The organism is Bacillus shivajii, from assembly GCF_020519665.1.
GTDB lineage: Bacteria > Bacillota > Bacilli > Bacillales > Salisediminibacteriaceae > Bacillus_CA > Bacillus_CA shivajii.
Window position 1 is genome coordinate 4,351,608 of the sequence record NZ_CP084703.1, and the last position, 19,658, is coordinate 4,371,265.

General features: G+C 39.2%; 14 protein-coding genes and 1 pseudogene. 3 read left to right on the forward strand and 12 right to left on the reverse strand.

The genetic code is table 11. The features are described from left to right. Positions 1-65: 65 nt before the first annotated feature. The 10 genes and pseudogenes from leuD to ilvA form a co-directional block, all read right to left on the reverse strand. Positions 66-674 (reverse strand): 3-isopropylmalate dehydratase small subunit, encoded by a 609-nt coding sequence (leuD, locus tag LGQ02_RS20830; protein WP_226516186.1) that lies wholly within the window; start codon positions 672-674, stop codon positions 66-68. Further along, positions 671-2,092: a 3-isopropylmalate dehydratase large subunit gene (leuC, locus tag LGQ02_RS20835; protein WP_226516187.1), complete on the reverse strand. Its 1,422-nt coding sequence runs from the start codon at positions 2,090-2,092 to the stop codon at positions 671-673. Before leuC ends, leuD begins: the two co-directional genes overlap by 4 nt. Then, the gene (gene leuB, locus LGQ02_RS20840) at positions 2,089-3,204 is read right to left on the reverse strand and encodes a 3-isopropylmalate dehydrogenase (protein WP_226516188.1); all 1,116 of its coding nucleotides are present in this window, start codon (positions 3,202-3,204) and stop codon (positions 2,089-2,091) included. The genes leuC and leuB overlap by 4 nt, the downstream gene beginning before the upstream one ends. After that, entirely contained in the window at positions 3,204-4,754 is a 1,551-nt protein-coding gene (locus tag LGQ02_RS20845; protein WP_226516189.1) for a 2-isopropylmalate synthase, read from the reverse strand. The genes leuB and LGQ02_RS20845 overlap by 1 nt, the downstream gene beginning before the upstream one ends. Continuing rightward, positions 4,741-5,760 carry a ketol-acid reductoisomerase gene (gene ilvC, locus LGQ02_RS20850; RefSeq protein ID WP_264183995.1) on the reverse strand — a complete coding sequence of 340 codons (1,020 nt, stop codon included), beginning with the start codon at positions 5,758-5,760 and terminating at the stop codon, positions 4,741-4,743. Before ilvC ends, LGQ02_RS20845 begins: the two co-directional genes overlap by 14 nt. 96 nt (positions 5,761-5,856) lie before the next feature. Beyond that, positions 5,857-6,126 (reverse strand): acetolactate synthase small subunit, encoded by a 270-nt coding sequence (gene ilvN / locus LGQ02_RS20855; RefSeq protein WP_226516191.1) that lies wholly within the window; start codon positions 6,124-6,126, stop codon positions 5,857-5,859. After that, positions 6,123-7,841: a biosynthetic-type acetolactate synthase large subunit gene (gene ilvB, locus LGQ02_RS20860; RefSeq protein WP_226516192.1), complete on the reverse strand. Its 1,719-nt coding sequence runs from the start codon at positions 7,839-7,841 to the stop codon at positions 6,123-6,125. The genes ilvN and ilvB overlap by 4 nt, the downstream gene beginning before the upstream one ends. Positions 7,842-7,871: 30 nt before the next feature. Continuing rightward, positions 7,872-9,539, reverse strand: a complete 1,668-nt coding sequence (gene ilvD / locus LGQ02_RS20865) for a dihydroxy-acid dehydratase (protein ID WP_226516193.1) — start codon at positions 9,537-9,539, stop codon at positions 7,872-7,874. A 34-nt stretch (positions 9,540-9,573) separates the two neighbouring features. After that, positions 9,574-10,476 carry a branched-chain-amino-acid transaminase gene (gene ilvE, locus LGQ02_RS20870; RefSeq protein WP_226516194.1) on the reverse strand — a complete coding sequence of 301 codons (903 nt, stop codon included), beginning with the start codon at positions 10,474-10,476 and terminating at the stop codon, positions 9,574-9,576. Between the two features lie 539 nt (positions 10,477-11,015). Further along, positions 11,016-12,299 (reverse strand): annotated as a pseudogene (ilvA, locus tag LGQ02_RS20875) (threonine ammonia-lyase IlvA). A 417-nt stretch (positions 12,300-12,716) separates the two neighbouring features. Between ilvA and LGQ02_RS20880 the strand changes: the two are divergent. The 3 genes from LGQ02_RS20880 to LGQ02_RS20890 all read left to right on the forward strand — a co-directional run bounded on the left by LGQ02_RS20880 (position 12,717) and on the right by LGQ02_RS20890 (position 15,833). After that, positions 12,717-13,691 carry a tripartite tricarboxylate transporter substrate binding protein gene (locus LGQ02_RS20880; RefSeq protein ID WP_226516195.1) on the forward strand — a complete coding sequence of 325 codons (975 nt, stop codon included), beginning with the start codon at positions 12,717-12,719 and terminating at the stop codon, positions 13,689-13,691. A gap of 112 nt (positions 13,692-13,803) precedes the next feature. Next, positions 13,804-14,286 (forward strand): tripartite tricarboxylate transporter TctB family protein, encoded by a 483-nt coding sequence (locus tag LGQ02_RS20885; protein ID WP_226516196.1) that lies wholly within the window; start codon positions 13,804-13,806, stop codon positions 14,284-14,286. Between the two features lie 26 nt (positions 14,287-14,312). After that, entirely contained in the window at positions 14,313-15,833 is a 1,521-nt protein-coding gene (locus LGQ02_RS20890; protein WP_226516197.1) for a tripartite tricarboxylate transporter permease, read from the forward strand. A 56-nt stretch (positions 15,834-15,889) separates the two neighbouring features. Here the strand turns inward: LGQ02_RS20890 and LGQ02_RS20895 are convergent, their stop codons facing one another. Beyond that, a complete protein-coding gene (locus LGQ02_RS20895) occupies positions 15,890-17,404 on the reverse strand; it encodes a BCCT family transporter (RefSeq protein ID WP_226518399.1) in 1,515 nt (504 codons plus the stop codon). 322 nt (positions 17,405-17,726) lie between these two features. Further along, on the reverse strand, positions 17,727-19,259 hold the full coding sequence (locus LGQ02_RS20900; protein ID WP_226516198.1) for a malate:quinone oxidoreductase: 1,533 nt from the start codon (positions 19,257-19,259) through the stop codon (positions 17,727-17,729). Positions 19,260-19,658 lie beyond the last annotated feature (399 nt).

The window sequence follows — 19,658 nt, forward strand, 5'->3', positions numbered from 1 at the left end:
AACAAAAGGATACGGATGAGAATCTTTTCTCAGGTCCGTACCCTTTTCCATCCCTCCACACTTATTCAAGCGCGTACCAATTGATATAACTTCTTTTTCCCATTTTCATACTTCATAATTTCTTCTTCATATTTTTCTGTAACTCCGATATCGTCCAATCCGTTTAATAACATTTCCTTTCGATAAGCGTCTGTATCAAATGCAAAAGATAAGCCAGAATCATCAATGACAAGTTGCTTTTCCAAATCAATCGTGAGCCTTAATGTGTTATTTTTTGCTTTATTAAACAGTACGTCAACCTCTGCATTTGATAATGCAACTGGAAGAATACCATTTTTAAAACAATTATTATAAAAAATATCAGCAAAAGATGGCGCAATAATGACTTTAAATCCGTAATCAAGAAGTGCCCAAGGAGCATGTTCACGTGAAGAACCGCAACCGAAATTATTTCTTGCTAGCAAAATGTTTGCTTGCTTTAATTTTTGGTGATTTAAAATAAACTCCTCATTTTTTTGTTCACCGTCCTTATAGCGCCAATCATAAAATAAAAATTGGCCAAAACCAGAACGTTCGACACGTTTTAAAAATTGCTTTGGAATGATTTGATCTGTATCTACATTCGCTTTATCTAAAGGGGCTACTAATCCTGTCAATTTTTTAAATGGTTTCACGATGGCCCACTCCCTACTGCCGTTAATTCATGGACATTACAAAATCTCCCTTTAATTGCGGTGGCTGCTGCAAGTGTCGGGCTAACTAAATGTGTTCTCGCTCCTCTACCTTGGCGACCTTCGAAGTTACGATTCGAAGTAGAGGCACAGCGTTTCCCTGGAGGAACGACATCAGGGTTCATACTTAAACACATACTACACCCCGACTCTCGCCATTCAAACCCAGCATCTTTAAACACTTGATCTAAGCCCTCCTTTTCGGCTTGAACTTTGACTTGTTTAGACCCTGGAACAATTAATGCTGTCACATTTTCATTTACGCTATGACCGGCTACGACATTCGCTGCTTCACGTAAATCTTCTAACCTAGAATTCGTACAAGATCCGATAAACACATAGTCGACCTCTACATCAGTCATTTTTGTACCAGGTTTTAATCCCATGTAATCAAGAGCATGATACGCCGATTCTCGGTCGATACTGTTTTCCATTTTCTCAGGATTAGGGACAATATCGTTAATCCCGATTCCCATGGATGGATTCGTTCCCCAAGTCACTTGTGGTTCTAAAGAGGACACATCGAAAGTAATGACTTTGTCATATACTGCTCCTTCATCTGTTTGTAACTGACGCCACGCTTTTACTGCTTCATCAAATTCTTTTCCTTTCGGCGTGTATTTTCGGTCTTTTAAATAGTTGAACGTTGTTTCATCAGGTGCGATTAACCCTGCTCGTGCACCAGCTTCAATCGACATATTACAGACCGTCATTCTTTCTTCCATACTCATCGCTTGGATTGCTTCACCTGTATATTCAATGACGTATCCTGTCCCAAAATCTATACCGTAAGAAGCAATTAATCCGAGAATGACATCTTTTGCTGTTACTCCGCGCTGTAATTCGCCTTGAATGTCTACTTGTAACGTCTTCGGTTTTGATTGCCATAACGTTTGCGTAGCAAGTACGTGCTCTACTTCACTTGTACCAATCCCAAAAGCAAGTGCTCCAAATGCGCCGTGGGTCGACGTGTGACTGTCTCCACAAACGATCGTTTTCCCTGGCAACGTCAATCCTAATTCCGGACCAATAACATGGACAATTCCTTGTTCATCACTTTGCAAATCAGCTAATGGAACGCTAAATTCTGTACAGTTTTTTTCTAATGTACTTATTTGTTTCGAGGCGACTTTGTCATTGATAACGAGTGGATTTACGGTTGGAACATTGTGATCCATCGTCGCAAACGTTAATTCAGGTCTTCTTACTTTTCTACCTGCCATTCGTAATCCTTCAAACGCTTGAGGTGAGGTGACTTCATGGACCATATGCAAGTCGATATACATTAATGTCGGTTTGTCTTCTTCAGCTTTGACGACATGTTGGTCCCATATTTTTTCAAAAAGTGTTTTTTTCGTCATGACTGTTTCACCTTCTCTTTTGACCGTTTATTCAACGTAATTTCTCGGTAGTGAACTCGAACGACTTTCCCCATCTCTTCTGTCGATATGACCTTTTCTCCGTTCCTTGCAATATCTTGTGTACGGTATCCTTCTTCTAGCGCCGCTTCGATTGCTTCTTCAATCGCATTTGCTTCTTCTGTTAAGTGAAACGAATATTTCAACAGCATCGCTACAGAAGATAATGTCGCTAAAGGGTTGGCTTTGCTTAAGCCAGCAATATCTGGGGCTGAACCGTGAATAGGCTCATATAGGCCAGGACCAGATGCACCTAAACTTGCAGATGGTAACATTCCTAATGAACCTGTGATCATTGAGGCTTCATCACTTAAAATATCTCCAAACATGTTTTCTGTTACAAGTACATCAAATTGATCCGGATCACGGATTAATTGCATCGCAGCGTTATCAACGAGCATGTGCTCTAACGAAACATCTTCATAATCTTTGGCTATACGTTCTGCTGTTTCTCTCCATAACCTACTACTCTCTAAAACATTTGCTTTATCAACAGAAGTAACTCTTTTCTCTCTTAACCTAGCAAGTTCAAAAGCTTTACGTAATATTCTTTCCATTTCAGCTTCTGTATAGAAAAGCGTGTCGACTACTTCTAACCCTTGCTCTGTACTTCTCCTTTCTCGAGGCTCCCCAAAATACAATCCTCCCGTTAATTCCCTGACAATGAGTAGGTCTGCCCCTCGAACAACCTCAGGTTTTAAAGGTGATGAATCAAGTAAAGCCGAATACACATTTACAGGGCGAAGATTTGCAAAAAGCTGTAAAGATTTCCTTAGATCTAGTAAACCTTTTTCTGGCTTACGCGATGGGGCTTCTTGATCCCATTTAGGCCCCCCGACAGCCCCAAGTAAAATGGCATCATTTTGTTTACAAAGCTGTACCGTTTCTTTTGGAAGTGGTGTTCCCTCTTCATCAACAGCCACTCCCCCGATCTTGCCATATTGATATTCAAACGAATGTCCATATTGCTTTCCGACCTCTTCTAAAAGTAAAACAGCTTCTTTTGTTATTTCTGGCCCAATGCCATCTCCTTCAAGAATCGCAATTTTCTTCATTAAAGGGAGCTCACCCCTTTCTCTTGTTCACCAAAGTATTCTTTCACTTGAATACGGTTAACGGCATCTAAATACGCTTTTGCCGATGCTTCAAGTACATCGTGTTCTACCCCTCGGCCACTACTTGATTGGCCAGCGATGTCAACTTTCACGTACACTTCTGCTAGCGAGTCATTGCCATCTGTTGTTGATTGAATACGATAGTCTACTAACGTAATTGGCTGTTTTAAAATCCGATCGATCGTATTGTAGACAGATTCAACACTCCCTTTTCCAGTCGCCGACTCTTGTAAGACTTCGCCATCTGGTGTACGAATACCAATCGTTGTCGTCGGGATAACACGGGAACCGTACGCAATTTGTAAGTATTCTAATTGATACGTTGGACTTGCCCCTTTTATAAACGAATCGTCCATCATCAATGCATAAAGGTCATCTTCTGTTATTTCTTTCTTCTTTGCTGTCAATTCTTTAAATGCTACAAACAGTTTCTTTCCATCTTTTTCATTTAAATAGATCCCCAATTCTTTACATTTTTCGTGGAAGGCATGACTACCAGAATGTTTTCCTAAAATCATTTTGTTGGAATATAAGCCGACCATTTCTGGTTCAATAATTTCATAGGTTTGCTTATTCTTTAGCACGCCGTCTTGATGAATACCAGACTCATGTGCAAAAGCATTTGCCCCAACAACTGCTTTATTTTGTGGTACAGCCATTCCAGTAAACTTACTGACTAATTTACTCGTACGAACGGTTTGATTAAGTTGAATGTTTGTTTCAACTTCGTAAGCATCTTTGCGAATTTTTAATGCAACAGCAATCTCCTCTAACGAGGCATTTCCTGCTCTTTCCCCGATACCATTGATCGTTCCTTCAATTTGATCGACCCCATTTTGAATTGCCGACAATGAATTGGATACAGCCATACCTAAATCATCATGACAATGTGCCGAGAGCTTGACTTGATCAATATTTGGTACATGTTGTTTTATATATTGAAATAACTTTCCGTATTCTTCTGGTGTCGTATAACCGACTGTATCTGGTAAATTAATTACTTTTGCACCAGCTTCAATTACCTTTTCAATAATTTCTGCTAAAAAAGGCCACTCACTTCGAGTAGCATCTTCTGCTGACCATTGGATATGGGAAAAAAATTGCGAGGCATATTGCACAGACTCTACGGCTGTCTTAATAACTTCTTCTGGTTCTTTGTGAAGTTTAAATTGCATGTGTACGGGTGAGGTGGCGATAAAAAGATGAATACCTGGCTTTTTAGCTCCTTTTACTGCTTGCCAGACGGCATCAATATCTTTTTTTGTGGAACGAGCTAGACCTACGACTTTACAATTTTTGACCTCTTCCGCAATTTGTTTAACCGCTTGAAAGTCGCCTTGTGAAGAGGCTGGAAAGCCAGCCTCTATCACATCGACACCGTAGCGCTCTAGTTGATGAGCAATCTCTAGTTTTTCATGAGGGTGCAGATTTACTCCCGCAGATTGTTCTCCATCTCTTAACGTTGTATCAAACACATCAACCTTGCGCATTAACAGGCACCCCTTTCTTCCCTTTAATAAATGGCATTTTTTCACGTAACTCCTTGCCAACGACCTCAATTTGGTGTTCGTTTTCTTGTTTATTTAATGCTGTAAACATCGGACGATTCACTTTATTTTCTAATACCCAGTCTTTTGCAAATTGACCGGATTGAATGTCAGATAAAATGTTTTTCATTTCTTTCTTTGTCTCTTCAGTAACAACTCTCGGTCCAGCCGTAAAGTCTCCCCATTGAGCTGTATCAGAAATTGAATAACGCATTCCTGCGATTCCTTCTTCGTATAAGAGGTCAACGATAAGCTTTAATTCATGTAAACATTCGAAATATGCAATTTCAGGTTGATAGCCAGCCTCTGTTAACGTCTCAAAGCCTGCTTTAACTAGCGCGGTAGTGCCTCCACATAACACCGCCTGTTCACCGAATAAATCTGTTTCCGTTTCTTCTTTAACGGTTGTTTCAATAACAGCTGCTCGCCCCGCTCCTATCCCTTTACTATAAGCAAGGGCAATGTCTCTTGCTTCACCTGTTGCATCTTGATATACCGCAAACAATCCTGGAACACCGCCACCTTCTGCAAACACTCGTCGGACGAGGTGGCCCGGCCCTTTCGGTGCTGCTAAAAAGACATCGACATCATTTGGAGGAACGATTTGGTTAAAGTGGATATTAAACCCGTGTGCAAAAGCTAATGCTTTCCCACTCGATAAATTGGGTTCAATTTCGTTTTTATAGATGTCTGGTTGATTTTCGTCTGGTAATAGAATCATGACGACATCACTATCTTGAGTAGCATCTGCTACAGATTGTACGGAGAAGCCATCATTAACAGCCTTTTCCCAAGACTTCCCTTGCCTTAGTCCAACTGTCACATTGACACCATTATCACGTAAGTTTTGTGCATGAGCGTGACCTTGTGATCCGTAACCAATAACCGCTACCTTTCTACTCTTTAGTGGGTTTAATGAAAGATCTTTGTCATAATACATATTTACCATTTTCCATTCTCCTCTCTTTAATTGAAGCTGTTTTATCGAATTCAAAAACATTGCTACTTTCTCGTTTTCATTAGGCTGTATACGAAAAAAGCCTTTTTAGTGTTGTTGCGCTGTTAGTTTAGAAAACTGCTCTGATATATCCGTAATATTCAGGACATCAATTTGTTTGTCTAGTTGTTTCTTTATTTGTTGCACAACTTTTTCTTCCTTCACATTTACTACGATCGTCATTAATGACGTTTCTTGGTCATCAATTGGGGCGACAGAGAGACTATCAATATTAAAACCTTTTTTCAAAAATAGACTCGTTACTCGATTTAAAACCCCTAACTGATTCGTTACAACAATCGACAATGTTCTTTTCATGGCTTTACCCCCACCATTTCATGTATTCCTTTGCCTGGAGCGATCATCGGATAGACATTTTCATCTGGTGTAACATGACAATCGATGATGTAAGGCTCACGAAGCGCAAGCGATGTATTCAAAGCATCGGTAAAGTCTTTTTCACAATCGACTTTGCTTCCCTTTATTCCGTATGCCTCAGCCATTTTTACATAATCAGGCTGATTCGGAAGTAACGATTCTGCGTATCTTTCTTTATAAAAAAGTTGTTGCCATTGGCGAACCATCCCCATCGATTTGTTGTTAACAACAACAACAATGACAGGTAAGTTGTATTCTTTTAATAATGCTAACTCTTGTAACGTCATCTGGAATCCAGCGTCACCTAAAAGAGCCACAACTGTTGAATCCGTTAACCCTATTTGCGCACCGATTGCAGCAGGTAAGCCAAACCCCATTGTCCCTAATCCTCCTGACGTAATCCATTTGTTTGGACGATCAAAAGGATAATATTGTGCAGACCACATTTGATGTTGACCAACGTCTGTCGCAATTGCTGCTTCTCCATTTGTGCATTTATAAACAAGTTCGACTAACTTTTGTGGCTTCATCGTCGTCTCATCTTCTTTATACCAAAGTGGATTTTCCGATTTATCATTTTGCAGCTTTTCCCGCCACTTGCGATAATCGGTTTCTGGTTTTGGCTCGGATAACAGCATCTTCAATGTTTCCTTCGCATCACCTATAACAGGTACATGCGTTGTCACATTTTTATTAATCTCTGCAGAGTCAATATCAACATGGACAACTTTTGCATTTGGAGCAAAGTGCGTTAAGTTACCCGTAAGTCGATCATCAAACCGTGCGCCAATGTTGATAAGTAAGTCCGCTTCATAAAGAGACATGTTAGCCGCATATGTTCCGTGCATTCCGGCCATCCCTAAAAAAAGAGGATGACTAGCTGGAAAACCTCCAAGCCCAAGTAATGTATTCGTAACAGGAAGCTTATATTGTTCGGCAAATTGTTTTAGTTCTTCTGACGCCTTTCCGTGAAGGACACCTGCACCAGCTAGAACGACTGGCTGTGACGCTTCTTCCAAAGCTTTAATAACTTCATTTATAGACTGCTTATCTGGTGTACTTTGAACACGATAGCCAGGAAGGTTAACGGGTTCAGTGTAGTTAAATGGACCGTTTGCAGCTGATAAATCTTTCGGTATATCGATCAGTACGGGACCTGGTCTACCTGTTGTTGCGATATGGAAAGCCTCTTTAATAATGCGAGGTAAATCTTTCACATCTTGCAATTGATAGTTATGTTTTGTAATGGGCATTGATATACCAAGTGTCGGTGCCTCTTGAAAGGCGTCTGACCCTAGGGCATGAGAATGTACTTGGCCAGTAAAGACAACTAATGGTAGTGAATCAATCATGGCATCAGCTAATCCTGTCACTACATTTGTTGCTCCTGGTCCAGAAGTTGCGACGACAACTCCTGGTTTACCTGTTACTCGTGCATATCCTTCTGCTGCATGTATCGCTCCTTGTTCGTGACGCGGCAACACATGCCGTATCCCTCCGTCATACAATGCGTCATAAATATTTAAAACAGCACCACCTGGATATCCAAAAACGACATCTACTTCTTCTTGCTTCAAAGCTTCTACCAACATTTTTGAACAAGACATCACTTGACTCGTTTTGTTCAATTTCTTTTCTTCAGTCATAAGATCCATCGTATATTCCCCCCTTAAGCCAATCACGATTTAGACTTTTAGGACACCACCGGTATTGGCAGAAGTAACAAGCTTTGCGTAGCGGACTAAGTATCCTGATTTCACTTTCGATTCTGGTGGCTGCCAATGTTGTTTTCTTGTCTCTAGCTCTTCATCTGAAACTTGTAAATGAATCGTACGTTCATGTAAATCAATTTGAATTTTATCTCCGTTTTCGACAAAAGCGACCGGACCACCCTCCGCAGCCTCTGGTGAAACGTGACCAATCGATATACCACGAGTCGCACCTGAAAAGCGTCCATCTGTAAGTAATGCCACTTTTGTTGATAACCCTCTTCCTGCAATCGCAGAGGTCGGAGCAAGCATCTCTGGCATACCAGGGCCACCTTTTGGCCCTTCATAACGAATAACAACGACGTGACCTTCTTTTACCGTTCCGTTATTAATGCCTTCTTGCGCTTCATCTTGTGACTCAAAAACGATCGCTTCTCCTTCAAAGTAACGAATCGAAGGATCGACTGCACCAACTTTAATGACTGATCCGTTCGGTGCTAAGTTTCCGAATAAAGCCGATAACCCGCCAACAGGGCTATACGCTGTATCCTGACTTCGAATGACATCACCGTTTGTAATTTCCGCATTTGCCACTGTTTCACCAATCGTTTTCCCTGATATCGTTATTCTCTCTGGGTGTATTGCCCCTTCAATTTTGCATAGTTCATTAATTATGGCGCTTACCCCTCCAGCTTCATGAACATCTTGCATTGAATAATCAGAAGCTGGGCTAATTTTACTTAAATACGGCACTCGTTCAGCAATCGTGTTTATTTCATCCATGCTATATTCAATGCCAGCTTCGTGGGCAATTGCTAACGTGTGTAAAACAGTGTTTGTGGATCCACCCATTGCCATATCGAGAGCAAACGCATCATCGATCGCTTCTTTTGTCATTAAATCTCTTGGTCGAACATCTTCTTCTACCATTCGAATAAGATGTTTTGCTGCATCCTTAATCAGCTGATGACGCCCATCAGATGTCGCAACAATTGTTCCGTTACCTGGAAGGGCGACACCGAGCATTTCCATCAATGTATTCATTGAGTTTGCGGTGAACATTCCAGAACAAGAACCACATGTCGGACAAGCACTTGTTTCTAATTCTAATAATTCTTCTCTGGACATTTTTCCTGATAAATAACCTCCTACCCCTTCAAAAACAGAGGCTAGTGATAGGGACTTACCATCACTTGAACGCCCTGCTTCCATTGGGCCACCAGATACAAAAACTGACGGTACATTCGTTCTAGCTGAAGCCATAAGCATGCCTGGTGTAATTTTGTCACAGTTCGGAATATAAAAGACTCCGTCAAACCAATGCGCATTAATAACGGTCTCTGCTGAGTCGGCAATAAGTTCTCTACTTGGTAAAGAATACCTCATTCCGATATGGCCCATCGCAATGCCATCATCTACACCAATCGTGTTAAATTCAAAGGGCACCCCGCCTGCCTCACGAATTGCCTCTTTAACAACTTCTGCAAACTTATTTAAGTGCATATGCCCCGGAATAATATCGACATAAGAGTTACAAACGCCGATAAACGGTTTATCCATATCTTCTGGGGCAACCCCAGCAGCATGTAATAGGCTTCTATGAGGTGCGCGATCGACCCCTTTCGTAATCGTATGACTTCTCATGATTTCACTCCTTAAATGAGTTTGTATCTTTTTTTTATCCAGCATGGTTTTCTGCATTTGTATAGACAGGAACACCATCTCTTACAACTAATTCTCGAAAGGCATTTAATAATGTGTGGGTATGTTTTCCTGGAGTACCGTCTGCAATGTCCCGACTATCAACCTTTACGACCGGTACAACTTCAGCTGCTGTTCCAGTTAAGAAAACTTCATCTGCAACGAACACATCATGCCTTGTAAAAGGTTCTTCTTTAACGGTATATCCACGTTCTCTCGCAAGTTCAATAATCGCATTACGTGTAATCCCTTCAAGCGCTCCTACATAGCTTGGCGGCGTATATAACACTCGATTTTTTAAAAGAAAAATGTTTTGCCCCGAGCCTTCCGCTACATAACCTTCTGTATTTAATGTTAACGCTTCATCTGCTCCTGCTTTTGTCGCTTCAACTTTTAACAAAATATTGTTTAGATAATTGAGCGATTTTACTTTTGGGCTCAATATATCGGGTCTCGACCTTCTTGTCGGTACGGTGACCATCTCAATCCCTTTGTCGTACAAATCATTTGAAAATAAAGCTAGTTGCTCTGCAATGATAATAAGTTGAGGATGATGGCATTTGGCTGGATCTAACCCTAAATCCCCGACACCTCTTGAAACAACAATACGAATATACGCTTGATCTTTAAATTCATTGATTCGCATTGTTTCAACAACAATTTGTTCAAGTTCCTCAATCGTGTAAGGAACCTCTAGAAGAATGGACTTAGCCGAATCAAACAACCTTTCTAAATGCTCACGTAAACGGAACACATTCCCTCCATACATTCGAATACCTTCGAAAATCCCATCACCATAAAGTAACCCATGGTCATACACAGAAATTTTCGCATGTTCCTTTTCTACAAATTCACCATCAATAAAAACCCATCGGCTCATCCTCATTCTCCTTCCTGATAATTAATTTGATTTTTCTGATTTTATAGGGGTAAAAAAAGACTCTGCGGGATGGTAGACACACCAAATAAATCTTTTGGGCGTATCAGAACCTTTCCGCAGAGGCTTTTATCCTCACGGTGTACATCTTATAAATGATGCTAGTATCGCTCGGACCAATCGCCACTGTATTTTATACAATAACCGGAACCCTAGATACCCTTCTGATTTCCAACACTTTTGTGCTGTTATCTGTTAAATCATCTGTATTAAATTGTTTGCTATTTTAATACCAGGTATCAACCGCGTCAAGTTGATTTTTCAGAAAATACAGATATTTTGAAAACGCTTTAATAACTTTACATCAACCATGTATCCGCTTTCACACACAACAAATAAAAAATTTTATTTATTTTCCTCGCTTTGTTTTACTTATTTTTATGGCGAAAATTCAACAAAAAAAAAGACACTATGATAAGTGCCTTTTCAACAAACATGATTGTATATTAATTCATTTTTATGAATTTTTATTAGAAATCTTATTAAATTAACATTTTAAACAAATCAGGGTCTTTATTTAACTCAATAAAGCTAAAGCCATTTTCCGTCATTCTATGAATTAACGAATCATAATCACTTGGGTGTTTCAGTTCAATTCCGACAAGAACAGGCCCTTTTTCACGATTGTTTTTCTTTGTGTACTCAAATCGGGTTATGTCATCAGTTTCTCCTAACACTTCAAGCATAAACATCCTTAAAGCACCAGCTCGTTGGGGAAAATTAACGATAAAATAATGCTTTAATCCTTCGTAAATTAATGAGCGCTCTTTCATTTCTTGCATACGATCAATATCATTGTTCCCACCACTTACGATACAAACGATATTTTTTCCTTTTATTTCGTCTTGATAAAAATCAAGTGCCGCTATTGATAATGCTCCTGCAGGTTCAGCAATGATCGCATTTTCATTATACAATTTCAAAATGGTCGTACAAACTTTCCCTTCTGGAACAAGGGTTACTTCGTCAATGAGTTGCTGAAGAATTTCAAACGTATGGTCACCAACCCTTTTTACTGAAGCTCCATCCACAAATTTTTCAATTTTATCTAACGTAACAACCTTTTTATTTCGTAAAGATTGCTTCATAGCTGGTGCCCCAGCTGGTTCAACACCAACTAGTTTTGTTTCTGGGCTCTTGTCTTTGAAATACGTTGCAACACCTTAGGCTAAACCTCCACCTCCGATCCCCATAAAAATATGGGAAATTGGCGCTTCCATATCTTCTAAAATTTCTAACCCGACTGTACCTTGACCAGCAATTGTCCGTTTATCATCAAATGGATGAATAAACGTCATGTTCTCCTTTTCACATACTTTTTGTGCCTCCTGAAATGAGTCATCGAAAGTATCACCAATGAGGATGACTTCCGTCCAGTCCCCACCAAAGAAGCGCACTTGAGAGATTTTTTGTCTTGGCGTTGTAGTAGGCATAAAGATTTTCCCTTTAATGTTTAGTTTATTACATGAATAAGCGACTCCTTGTGCATGATTCCCAGCACTTGCACAAACGACTCCTTGATTTTGTTGTCCTGTCGATAAACTTTTTATGAAATTGTATGCCCCTCTTATTTTAAACGAACGAACTGGCTGCAAATCTTCCCGCTTAATATATACGTTACAACCATAGCGGCTTGAAAGAACTTCATCTTTTTGGAGCGGTGTATGAACCGCAACCTCATGAACCACTTTTTTCGCACTTGTAATATCCTTGGCTGTTACTGTTCTTGTTCGTTTTTTCTCACTAGTCGTTAATGTGTCATTCACGTTAATCCCACCCCTTAACTTTAATAATATTTGATTATTCTAAATTTTTAAGCCTTACTTTACCACAAAGTGTAAAAATAAGCGAACGGAATATTAACACATTTTTCCGCAGGAGTCGTCGCATATCGCTCGACACACCCTAATCACATCAAATTTCGTTTTTTCTAACAACAAAGAACTTTGACATAGCCTTATCAAAAGTAAATGATTTCCTTTTGATAAGATCCAAAAAAACATCAGAACAAAAAGAAAGTAAAAATGTAAAATCCCTAACTTTTAGAAAGATTTTTTCGCTTTAGTAATTGACAGTGTAAAATAAATAACTTATAATTCTTGGAACCATTCAGATAATTCCTTCTTTTCGGAACTATTCAAAAGGATTTTCAAACGAAAAGAAGAAAAAAGGAGCGAAAAATAATGAAGATGAAATTAAAATTGTTTACGATCATCTCAACCCTCTCCGTATTCGGCATGTTACTAAGTGGCTGTAATGATTCAACAGAGGCTGTGAGCGATTTTCCTTCACGTGAAATTGAGATGATTATTCCGTGGTCACCGGGTGGAGGAAGTGACATTGAAGGAAGGCTTGTCACTGAGCATACACAGAAAAAGATCGATACGGATATTGTTGTTATTAACCTCCCTGGCGTTGGAGGGACGGTAGGATTAGAGGACCTTGAAGAGATGGACGCCAATGGGTATAACCTTGGTCAAGTTCATGAAGGGTTGATTGTCGCTCACCATTCAGGTATTACTCCAATTAATTATGATGACTTTGAACCAATAGCATCTATGTCATCATCTGATCAAATTTTAGCTATTTCTAGTGATTTAAACATTGATAGTTTAGAAGAGTTTGTTGAATATGGACAAAGTGAAGGAGTACGATTCGGAGGAACTGTATCTGGGATCCCTCGTGTTTGGATCGAACAAATAGGACAAACATTAGATATTAATTATAACCTTGTCGGTTACGAAGGATTAGCGGAAGCAATTCAAGCATTAGCTGGGGGACACATAGATGCTGCGATCGTTGATTACTCTTCTGCTAGTGACTTCGTTAAATCTGGTGATATGAAATTTATAGCAGTTGGTACTGAAGATAGAGTTGAATCACTACCAGATGTCCCAACTTTTGTTGAGAGTGGCTATGATCTTTTAATGGGTATAAACAGAGGCTATGTTGCACCGAAAGGTACGCCGCAAGAGATCATTGATCAATTAGGTGAAGCATTAGAAGAGACAGCTAATGACCCTGAATATATTGAAGCTGTTAGAAATGTCGGGGCTGAAGTGAATTTCATGGGACCTAATGAGTATAAAGAACATTTAGAAACACAAGACTCCATTATTCGAGAGATTATTGAAGAAATTGGCGATGACATGTCGTAATATAGCTTCAAAGATGACACAAGTGTAGAAGGGGTCGATTTGTGGCCCCTTTTTTACTCATTGTGCTCAATAAATGTCATAAAAGAACGGTCAACTGTCAGGGGGGATAACAATGGGAGAACTACTAACTGGACTATTTCTATTCATCTTAAGTATCATTATTTATTTTCAATCTGGTGATTTTCCATCACTTAATGAAACACATTTGAATGCTGGCTCATTCCCTAAGTTAATTGCTATGTTACTTGCACTATTATCACTTTTATTAATGATCAAAAAAGCAAAAGAGCTTATAAAAAAGAAAGCAGAACTTTCCGAGATGAACGTAAAAGACTATTTAAAAGAGCTGTTAATTGAATATAAACTCGTATTTTTTACATTAATTGTCTTGTTCTTATACATTTCTATTATGCCATTTATCGGTTTTATTATCTCTACGATTATATTCATTATTGTCACTGGGCTAGTTATTAGTTCGAAGAAAAAGAAAGATTCAATCATCTTATCGGTTACAGCTGTAGTCATTACGCTTAGTGCCTATTTCTTTTTTCAAAATGTATTACATGTCAGATTCCCATCAGGTTTACTCTTCTAACATCAAAGAGAAAGGGGGTTATTTCATTGCTAGATCTTTTACTATTAGGGATATCTGAAATTTTTCAGATTCGTATATTGGTCATCATCTTTTTAGGGGTTGTTGTCGGTATATTAGCGGGGTTAATTCCTGGTTTTACTGTTGCTATGGCGATTGTTCTTACATTACCTCTTACATTCGGAATGGACCCTGTTGCTGGAGTAGCTGCGATGATCGGTGTTTTTGTTGGGGGAATGTCTGGTGGTCTTATTAGTGCAGCCTTACTAGGTATTCCAGGCACACCTTCTTCCATTGCTACAACATTTGATGCGTATCCAATGGCGAAGAAAGGAGAGCCAGGAAAGGCGTTATCGATCGGAATTTGGGCTTCATTTTTAAGTTCGATTATTAGTTTATTCTTACTCGTTTCGATTGCACCACAAATTGCAAGGTTCGCTTTATTATTTGGTCCGTGGGAAATGTTTACATTAATTATTTTATCATTAACGATTATTGCAAGTGTCACAGGTGACTCGCTTGTTAAAGGATTAATTGCTGGCTTATTTGGACTACTAATTGCTACTGTTGGTGCGGATCCAATTGCTGGTATTGCACGCTACACATTTGATTTACGAGCGCTCAGGGCTGGACTTCCGTTTCTCGTTGTACTAATTGGGATGTTTGCGATCTCCAGGTTACTCGTTTCGTTGGAACGTAAAGAGATGTTAAAAGATCAACAAGAACGTCAAGATGAGAAATTAAAGTCGATGAAGTTTGCGATGCAACCTTTACAAACATTAAAAATCGTCTTATCAAAGCCTGCTAACTTAATTGGATCCTCTGCAATTGGTTCGATCATTGGTGCCATTCCTGGTGCAGGTGGAAGTATTGCGAATATCGTAGCATACGACCAAGCAAAGAAATGGTCAAAAAAACCGAAAGAGTTTGGGACTGGCTGTGAAGATGGTGTTGTTGCTTCAGAAGCAGGTAACAACTCAACCGTCGGTGGGGATCTCATTCCAACGGTCGCGTTAGGAATACCAGGTTCTGCTGTTACCGCAGTGTTATTATCTGCTTTAATGGTACACGGAATTACACCTGGACCTTTACTCGTTGTTGAAGAACCAAATGTGGTCGGTGGAATCTTTTTTGCCTTTTTCGTTGCTTCGTTTTGGATGTTAATTACACAGTTTTTAGGAATGCGCTATTTCATGAAAGTAACACAAGTTCCAACGCATATTTTAGTCCCAGTCATTTTAGTGTTATGTGTGATTGGTACGTTCGTCCTTAATAACCGTCATACAGACTTATATATACTCCTAGTAATGGGGATCATCGGTTATTTATTTACAAAGTATAAGTTCGCTTTAGCCCCAGCAATTATTGGTGTCATTCTTGGTCCTATTGCAGAGGTGAATTTACGTAGGTCATTTATGGCTGACCCTGATTGGACGCTATTTTTTACTCGACCGATCTCCTTAACCTTTTTAATCTTAACCGTTTTATCCATTTCGTTTACGATTTGGCAGACGAAACGATCGAATTCAAAATCGCAAATAAGTACGTAAAAAAGGATGTTTTGGATGAGCAAATAGCTGGAGTCCAAAACATCCTTTTTCTATATTTAAGCTGCGTCTTTTTTCGCTTTTTGAGAAACTAGCAAACCTTGCTCTCTTGCCATATTCCCTGCTACCTTTGGTGCGAGCCAAAGCATCGGGAGTAGTATGAGTGAAACTGGAACTGCTGTAAATACAATAAATGATTGCAGAGCACCAATGCTCCCTTCTCCAATATAGAGAAGGACTGATGCGACTGCTCCCATTATAACAGCCCAAAATACACGTAGTGCACTTGATGGATTTCCTCCACCTGTAACCGCCATAGAAATTGTATAAGACATCGAATCACTTGTTGTTGCTACAAAGACGATCGTTACAAGAAGGAATGCAGCTGCAAGTGCTGTACCAAATGGAATTTGCTCAACAATCGCTATCATTGCTGCTGGCATTCCACCTTCATCCAATGGACCTGATACAGATCCAGCATTTTGTAATTCGTAAAATATTCCGGAGCCACCAACAACTGAGAACCAAAAGTTAGTCACAATAGGTGCAATAATAGCCACAGCTGTAACAAGCTCACGGATCGTTCTTCCTCTGGAAATTCGACTAATAAAGATCGCCATCATCGGACCATACCCGATAAACCAGCCCCAGAAGAAAATTGTCCAAAATGACAACCATTCTCCATCACCACGGTACAAGCTGTTTACAAAGAAATCTCTCATGTAAACACCAAAAGACCCAATAAATGAATCAAAAATAAAAGCTCCAGGTCCTAGTAAAAGAACGAGAACAACTAGAATAAATGTAAAAATAATATTGAAACGACTTAAAATTTGAATGCCGCGGTGAACACCAGTTACTGCAGAAATAGAAGCAATCGTAATAAGTCCTAAAATAATCAATAACTGTGTCATAAATGTATTAGGAATGCCAAACAAAGCATCCATACCATATGCAGCTTGAAGTCCTAGAAAACCAATCGGTCCAATTGTCCCAGCCGCTACAGCAATGATTGAAAAGGCATCGACACATGTACCAAAAATGCTTTTCTTCATAATCTTCTCGCCAAAAATCGGATACAACAGTGTACGTGGCTTAAGCGGCATACCTTTATGAAAGTGTCCGTACATCATAACTATGGCACTTAACGTTCCTAAAATTGCCCAAGCTAGAAATCCCCAATCTAAAAACGATTGTGTTAATGCAGGAACAATTGCTGCTTCCGTACCTGCCGTTACATCTCCATACATTGGTGGGGTTGATAAAAAGTGGTACATCGGTTCTGCGGCAGCCCAAAAAACTCCACCACCTGCTAACAACGTACACATAATAATTGAAATCCATTTAAATGTACTAAACTCAGGTTTTTCAAGTTTTCCAAGTTTCACGTTTCCATATTTTGAAAAAGCGATGATGATTGCAATGATAAAAGTAAGTAACATTAACACTTGCCAAAGTGCACCGAAATAGGTGGTTGAAAACTGAAATGATTTATTTACTAAGTCACCAACAAAGCTTGCGTTGATAACAGATGCTAGGACAAAAGCTAGAAGTAGTCCCCCGCTTATGGCCATTACTGGCCAGTCAATTTTATTTTCTTGATTCAAAATTAGCCTCCTAAAAATTAATGCATGGCTTCCACTTGTTTTGAAACCACATAAGCAACCATTATACCAAAGTGAAAACAAATAGCAATAAAACATTTATATATATATTATTGTTAATTTTCCCCGCTACAAGAAAGAGATGTCTACTGAAGGCCTGCCTTTTTGCTAATAGGTGAGCAATAATACCCTTTTCACTTGTTCATTAAAGTTCAATTTCAAGGTATGCATTAGCTCCTAATGCTTAAAAACAATCCAAAAAAAAGAAGCATACAATTGCCAATATGGCAACTTATGCTTCCATTAACACACGAATTTTCCCTTTTTCTTTTACTTGTTTATTATCTGCTAAACCGAGCGCCTCTGCTGTTGTTGCATGAACTTCATCCAAAAGCTCTGGTTCTTCCAGTAATGAAGCGCCATAAGAAGGAATCATTTCTTTTATTTTTGGCTCCCATTCCTTCAAATACTCTGGGAAGCATTTTTCTATCACTTCAAGCATGACGTGAACAGCAGTTGAAGCACCAGGGGATGCTCCTAGCAATGCTGCGATGGAACCATCAGCGGCACTAACAACTTCAGTACCAAATTGCAACGTTCCTTTTCCACCAGCTTCAGTATCTTTAATCACTTGCACACGTTGACCTGCTACGATTAAATCCCAATCCTCACTTTTAGCGTTTGGGATAAACTCACGTAACTCTTCCATGCGCTTTTCTTTTGATAACATCACTTGCTGAATCAAATACTTTGTCAATGGAACGTTTTTTGCACCTGCTGCCATCATCGTTAAAAAGTTATCTGGTTTTACAGAAGTCAACAAATCGAACATTGAACCGTATTTTAAAAACTTCGGTGAAAATCCAGCAAATGGTCCAAATAACAACGCTTTTTCATTATCGATAAATCTTGTATCAAGATGCGGAACCGACATTGGCGGAGCACCAACCTTAGCTTTTCCGTACACTTTTGCATGATGCTGAGCGACAACATCTGGATTATTACATGCCATAAATATTCCGCTTACTGGGAATCCGCCGATATTTTTCCCTTCAGGAATATCGGATTTTTGCAGTAAATGTAGGCTTCCTCCTCCACTTCCAATAAAGACAAATTTTGCCGTATGGTGTTCAACAGTACCATTATTTAGATTTTGTACTTTCAATTCCCACAAGCCGTCCCTCGTACGTTTAAGATCGTTAACACTGTGCTTATAGTTTATGTCGACATTATTCATTTCTAAGTGATTAAACATCTTACGCGTTAAGGCTCCAAAGTTGACATCGGTTCCTGAGTCAATTTTGGTTGCAGCTATTGGTTCATTCAACCCACGTTGTTGCATAATAAGCGGAATCCATTCCATCAGCTTTTCTGGGTCATCAGAAAATTCCATTCCTCGGAATAGTGGATTATTTGAAAGCGCTTCAAATCGATTCCATAAAAAATCTACATTTTGTTTCCCTTGTACTAGACTCATATGAGGTAATGGCTTGATAAATTCTTGTGGGTTATGTATCAGCCTACTGTTTACAAGGTAAGACCAAAACTGCATTGAAACTTGAAACTGTTCATTAATGTTTATAGCTTTACTAATATCTACAGATCCATCCGCGTTTTCAGGTGTGTAGTTTAGCTCACACAATGCGGCATGGCCTGTTCCTGCATTATTCCATTCGTTAGAGCTTTCCTCTCCTGCGATTGAAAGCTTCTCAAATACTTTAATATTCCAGTCTGGTACTAATTCTTTCAGAAGTGCCCCCAACGTCGCACTCATAATTCCCGCACCAACTAAGATAACATCTGATTTCGTTTGTTTGTTGCTCATTTTAACCTTCCTTATACCCTAAAATTCTTAGAAAAATTCTAAGTACTCATGCACAGGCGTCACATTAAGCCAAGGCGCAACATAGCCATACTTCTTTTTTGGAACAATGATAAACTAATTATATTGTATCACCATTGTTGGAAAATTAAAATATTATTTACAATTTATCGATAGTTAAAAGCTATTAAATTCTGTAAACTATGTTTTTACAATCCGTAAAAAACAAAAGCGTTTGCACCGATAATATAAAAAAACAAAGCCCTCATACACACAGTGCAGGACTTTTGGTTTTAGATGATAGACTTGTTCAATTTATTGGGTTTTCCCACGTATATAAAAAAGTTATTTATGATACGATTCTACGTGATTTATTTAAATAAGCTTTTTGATTCGCTCTTT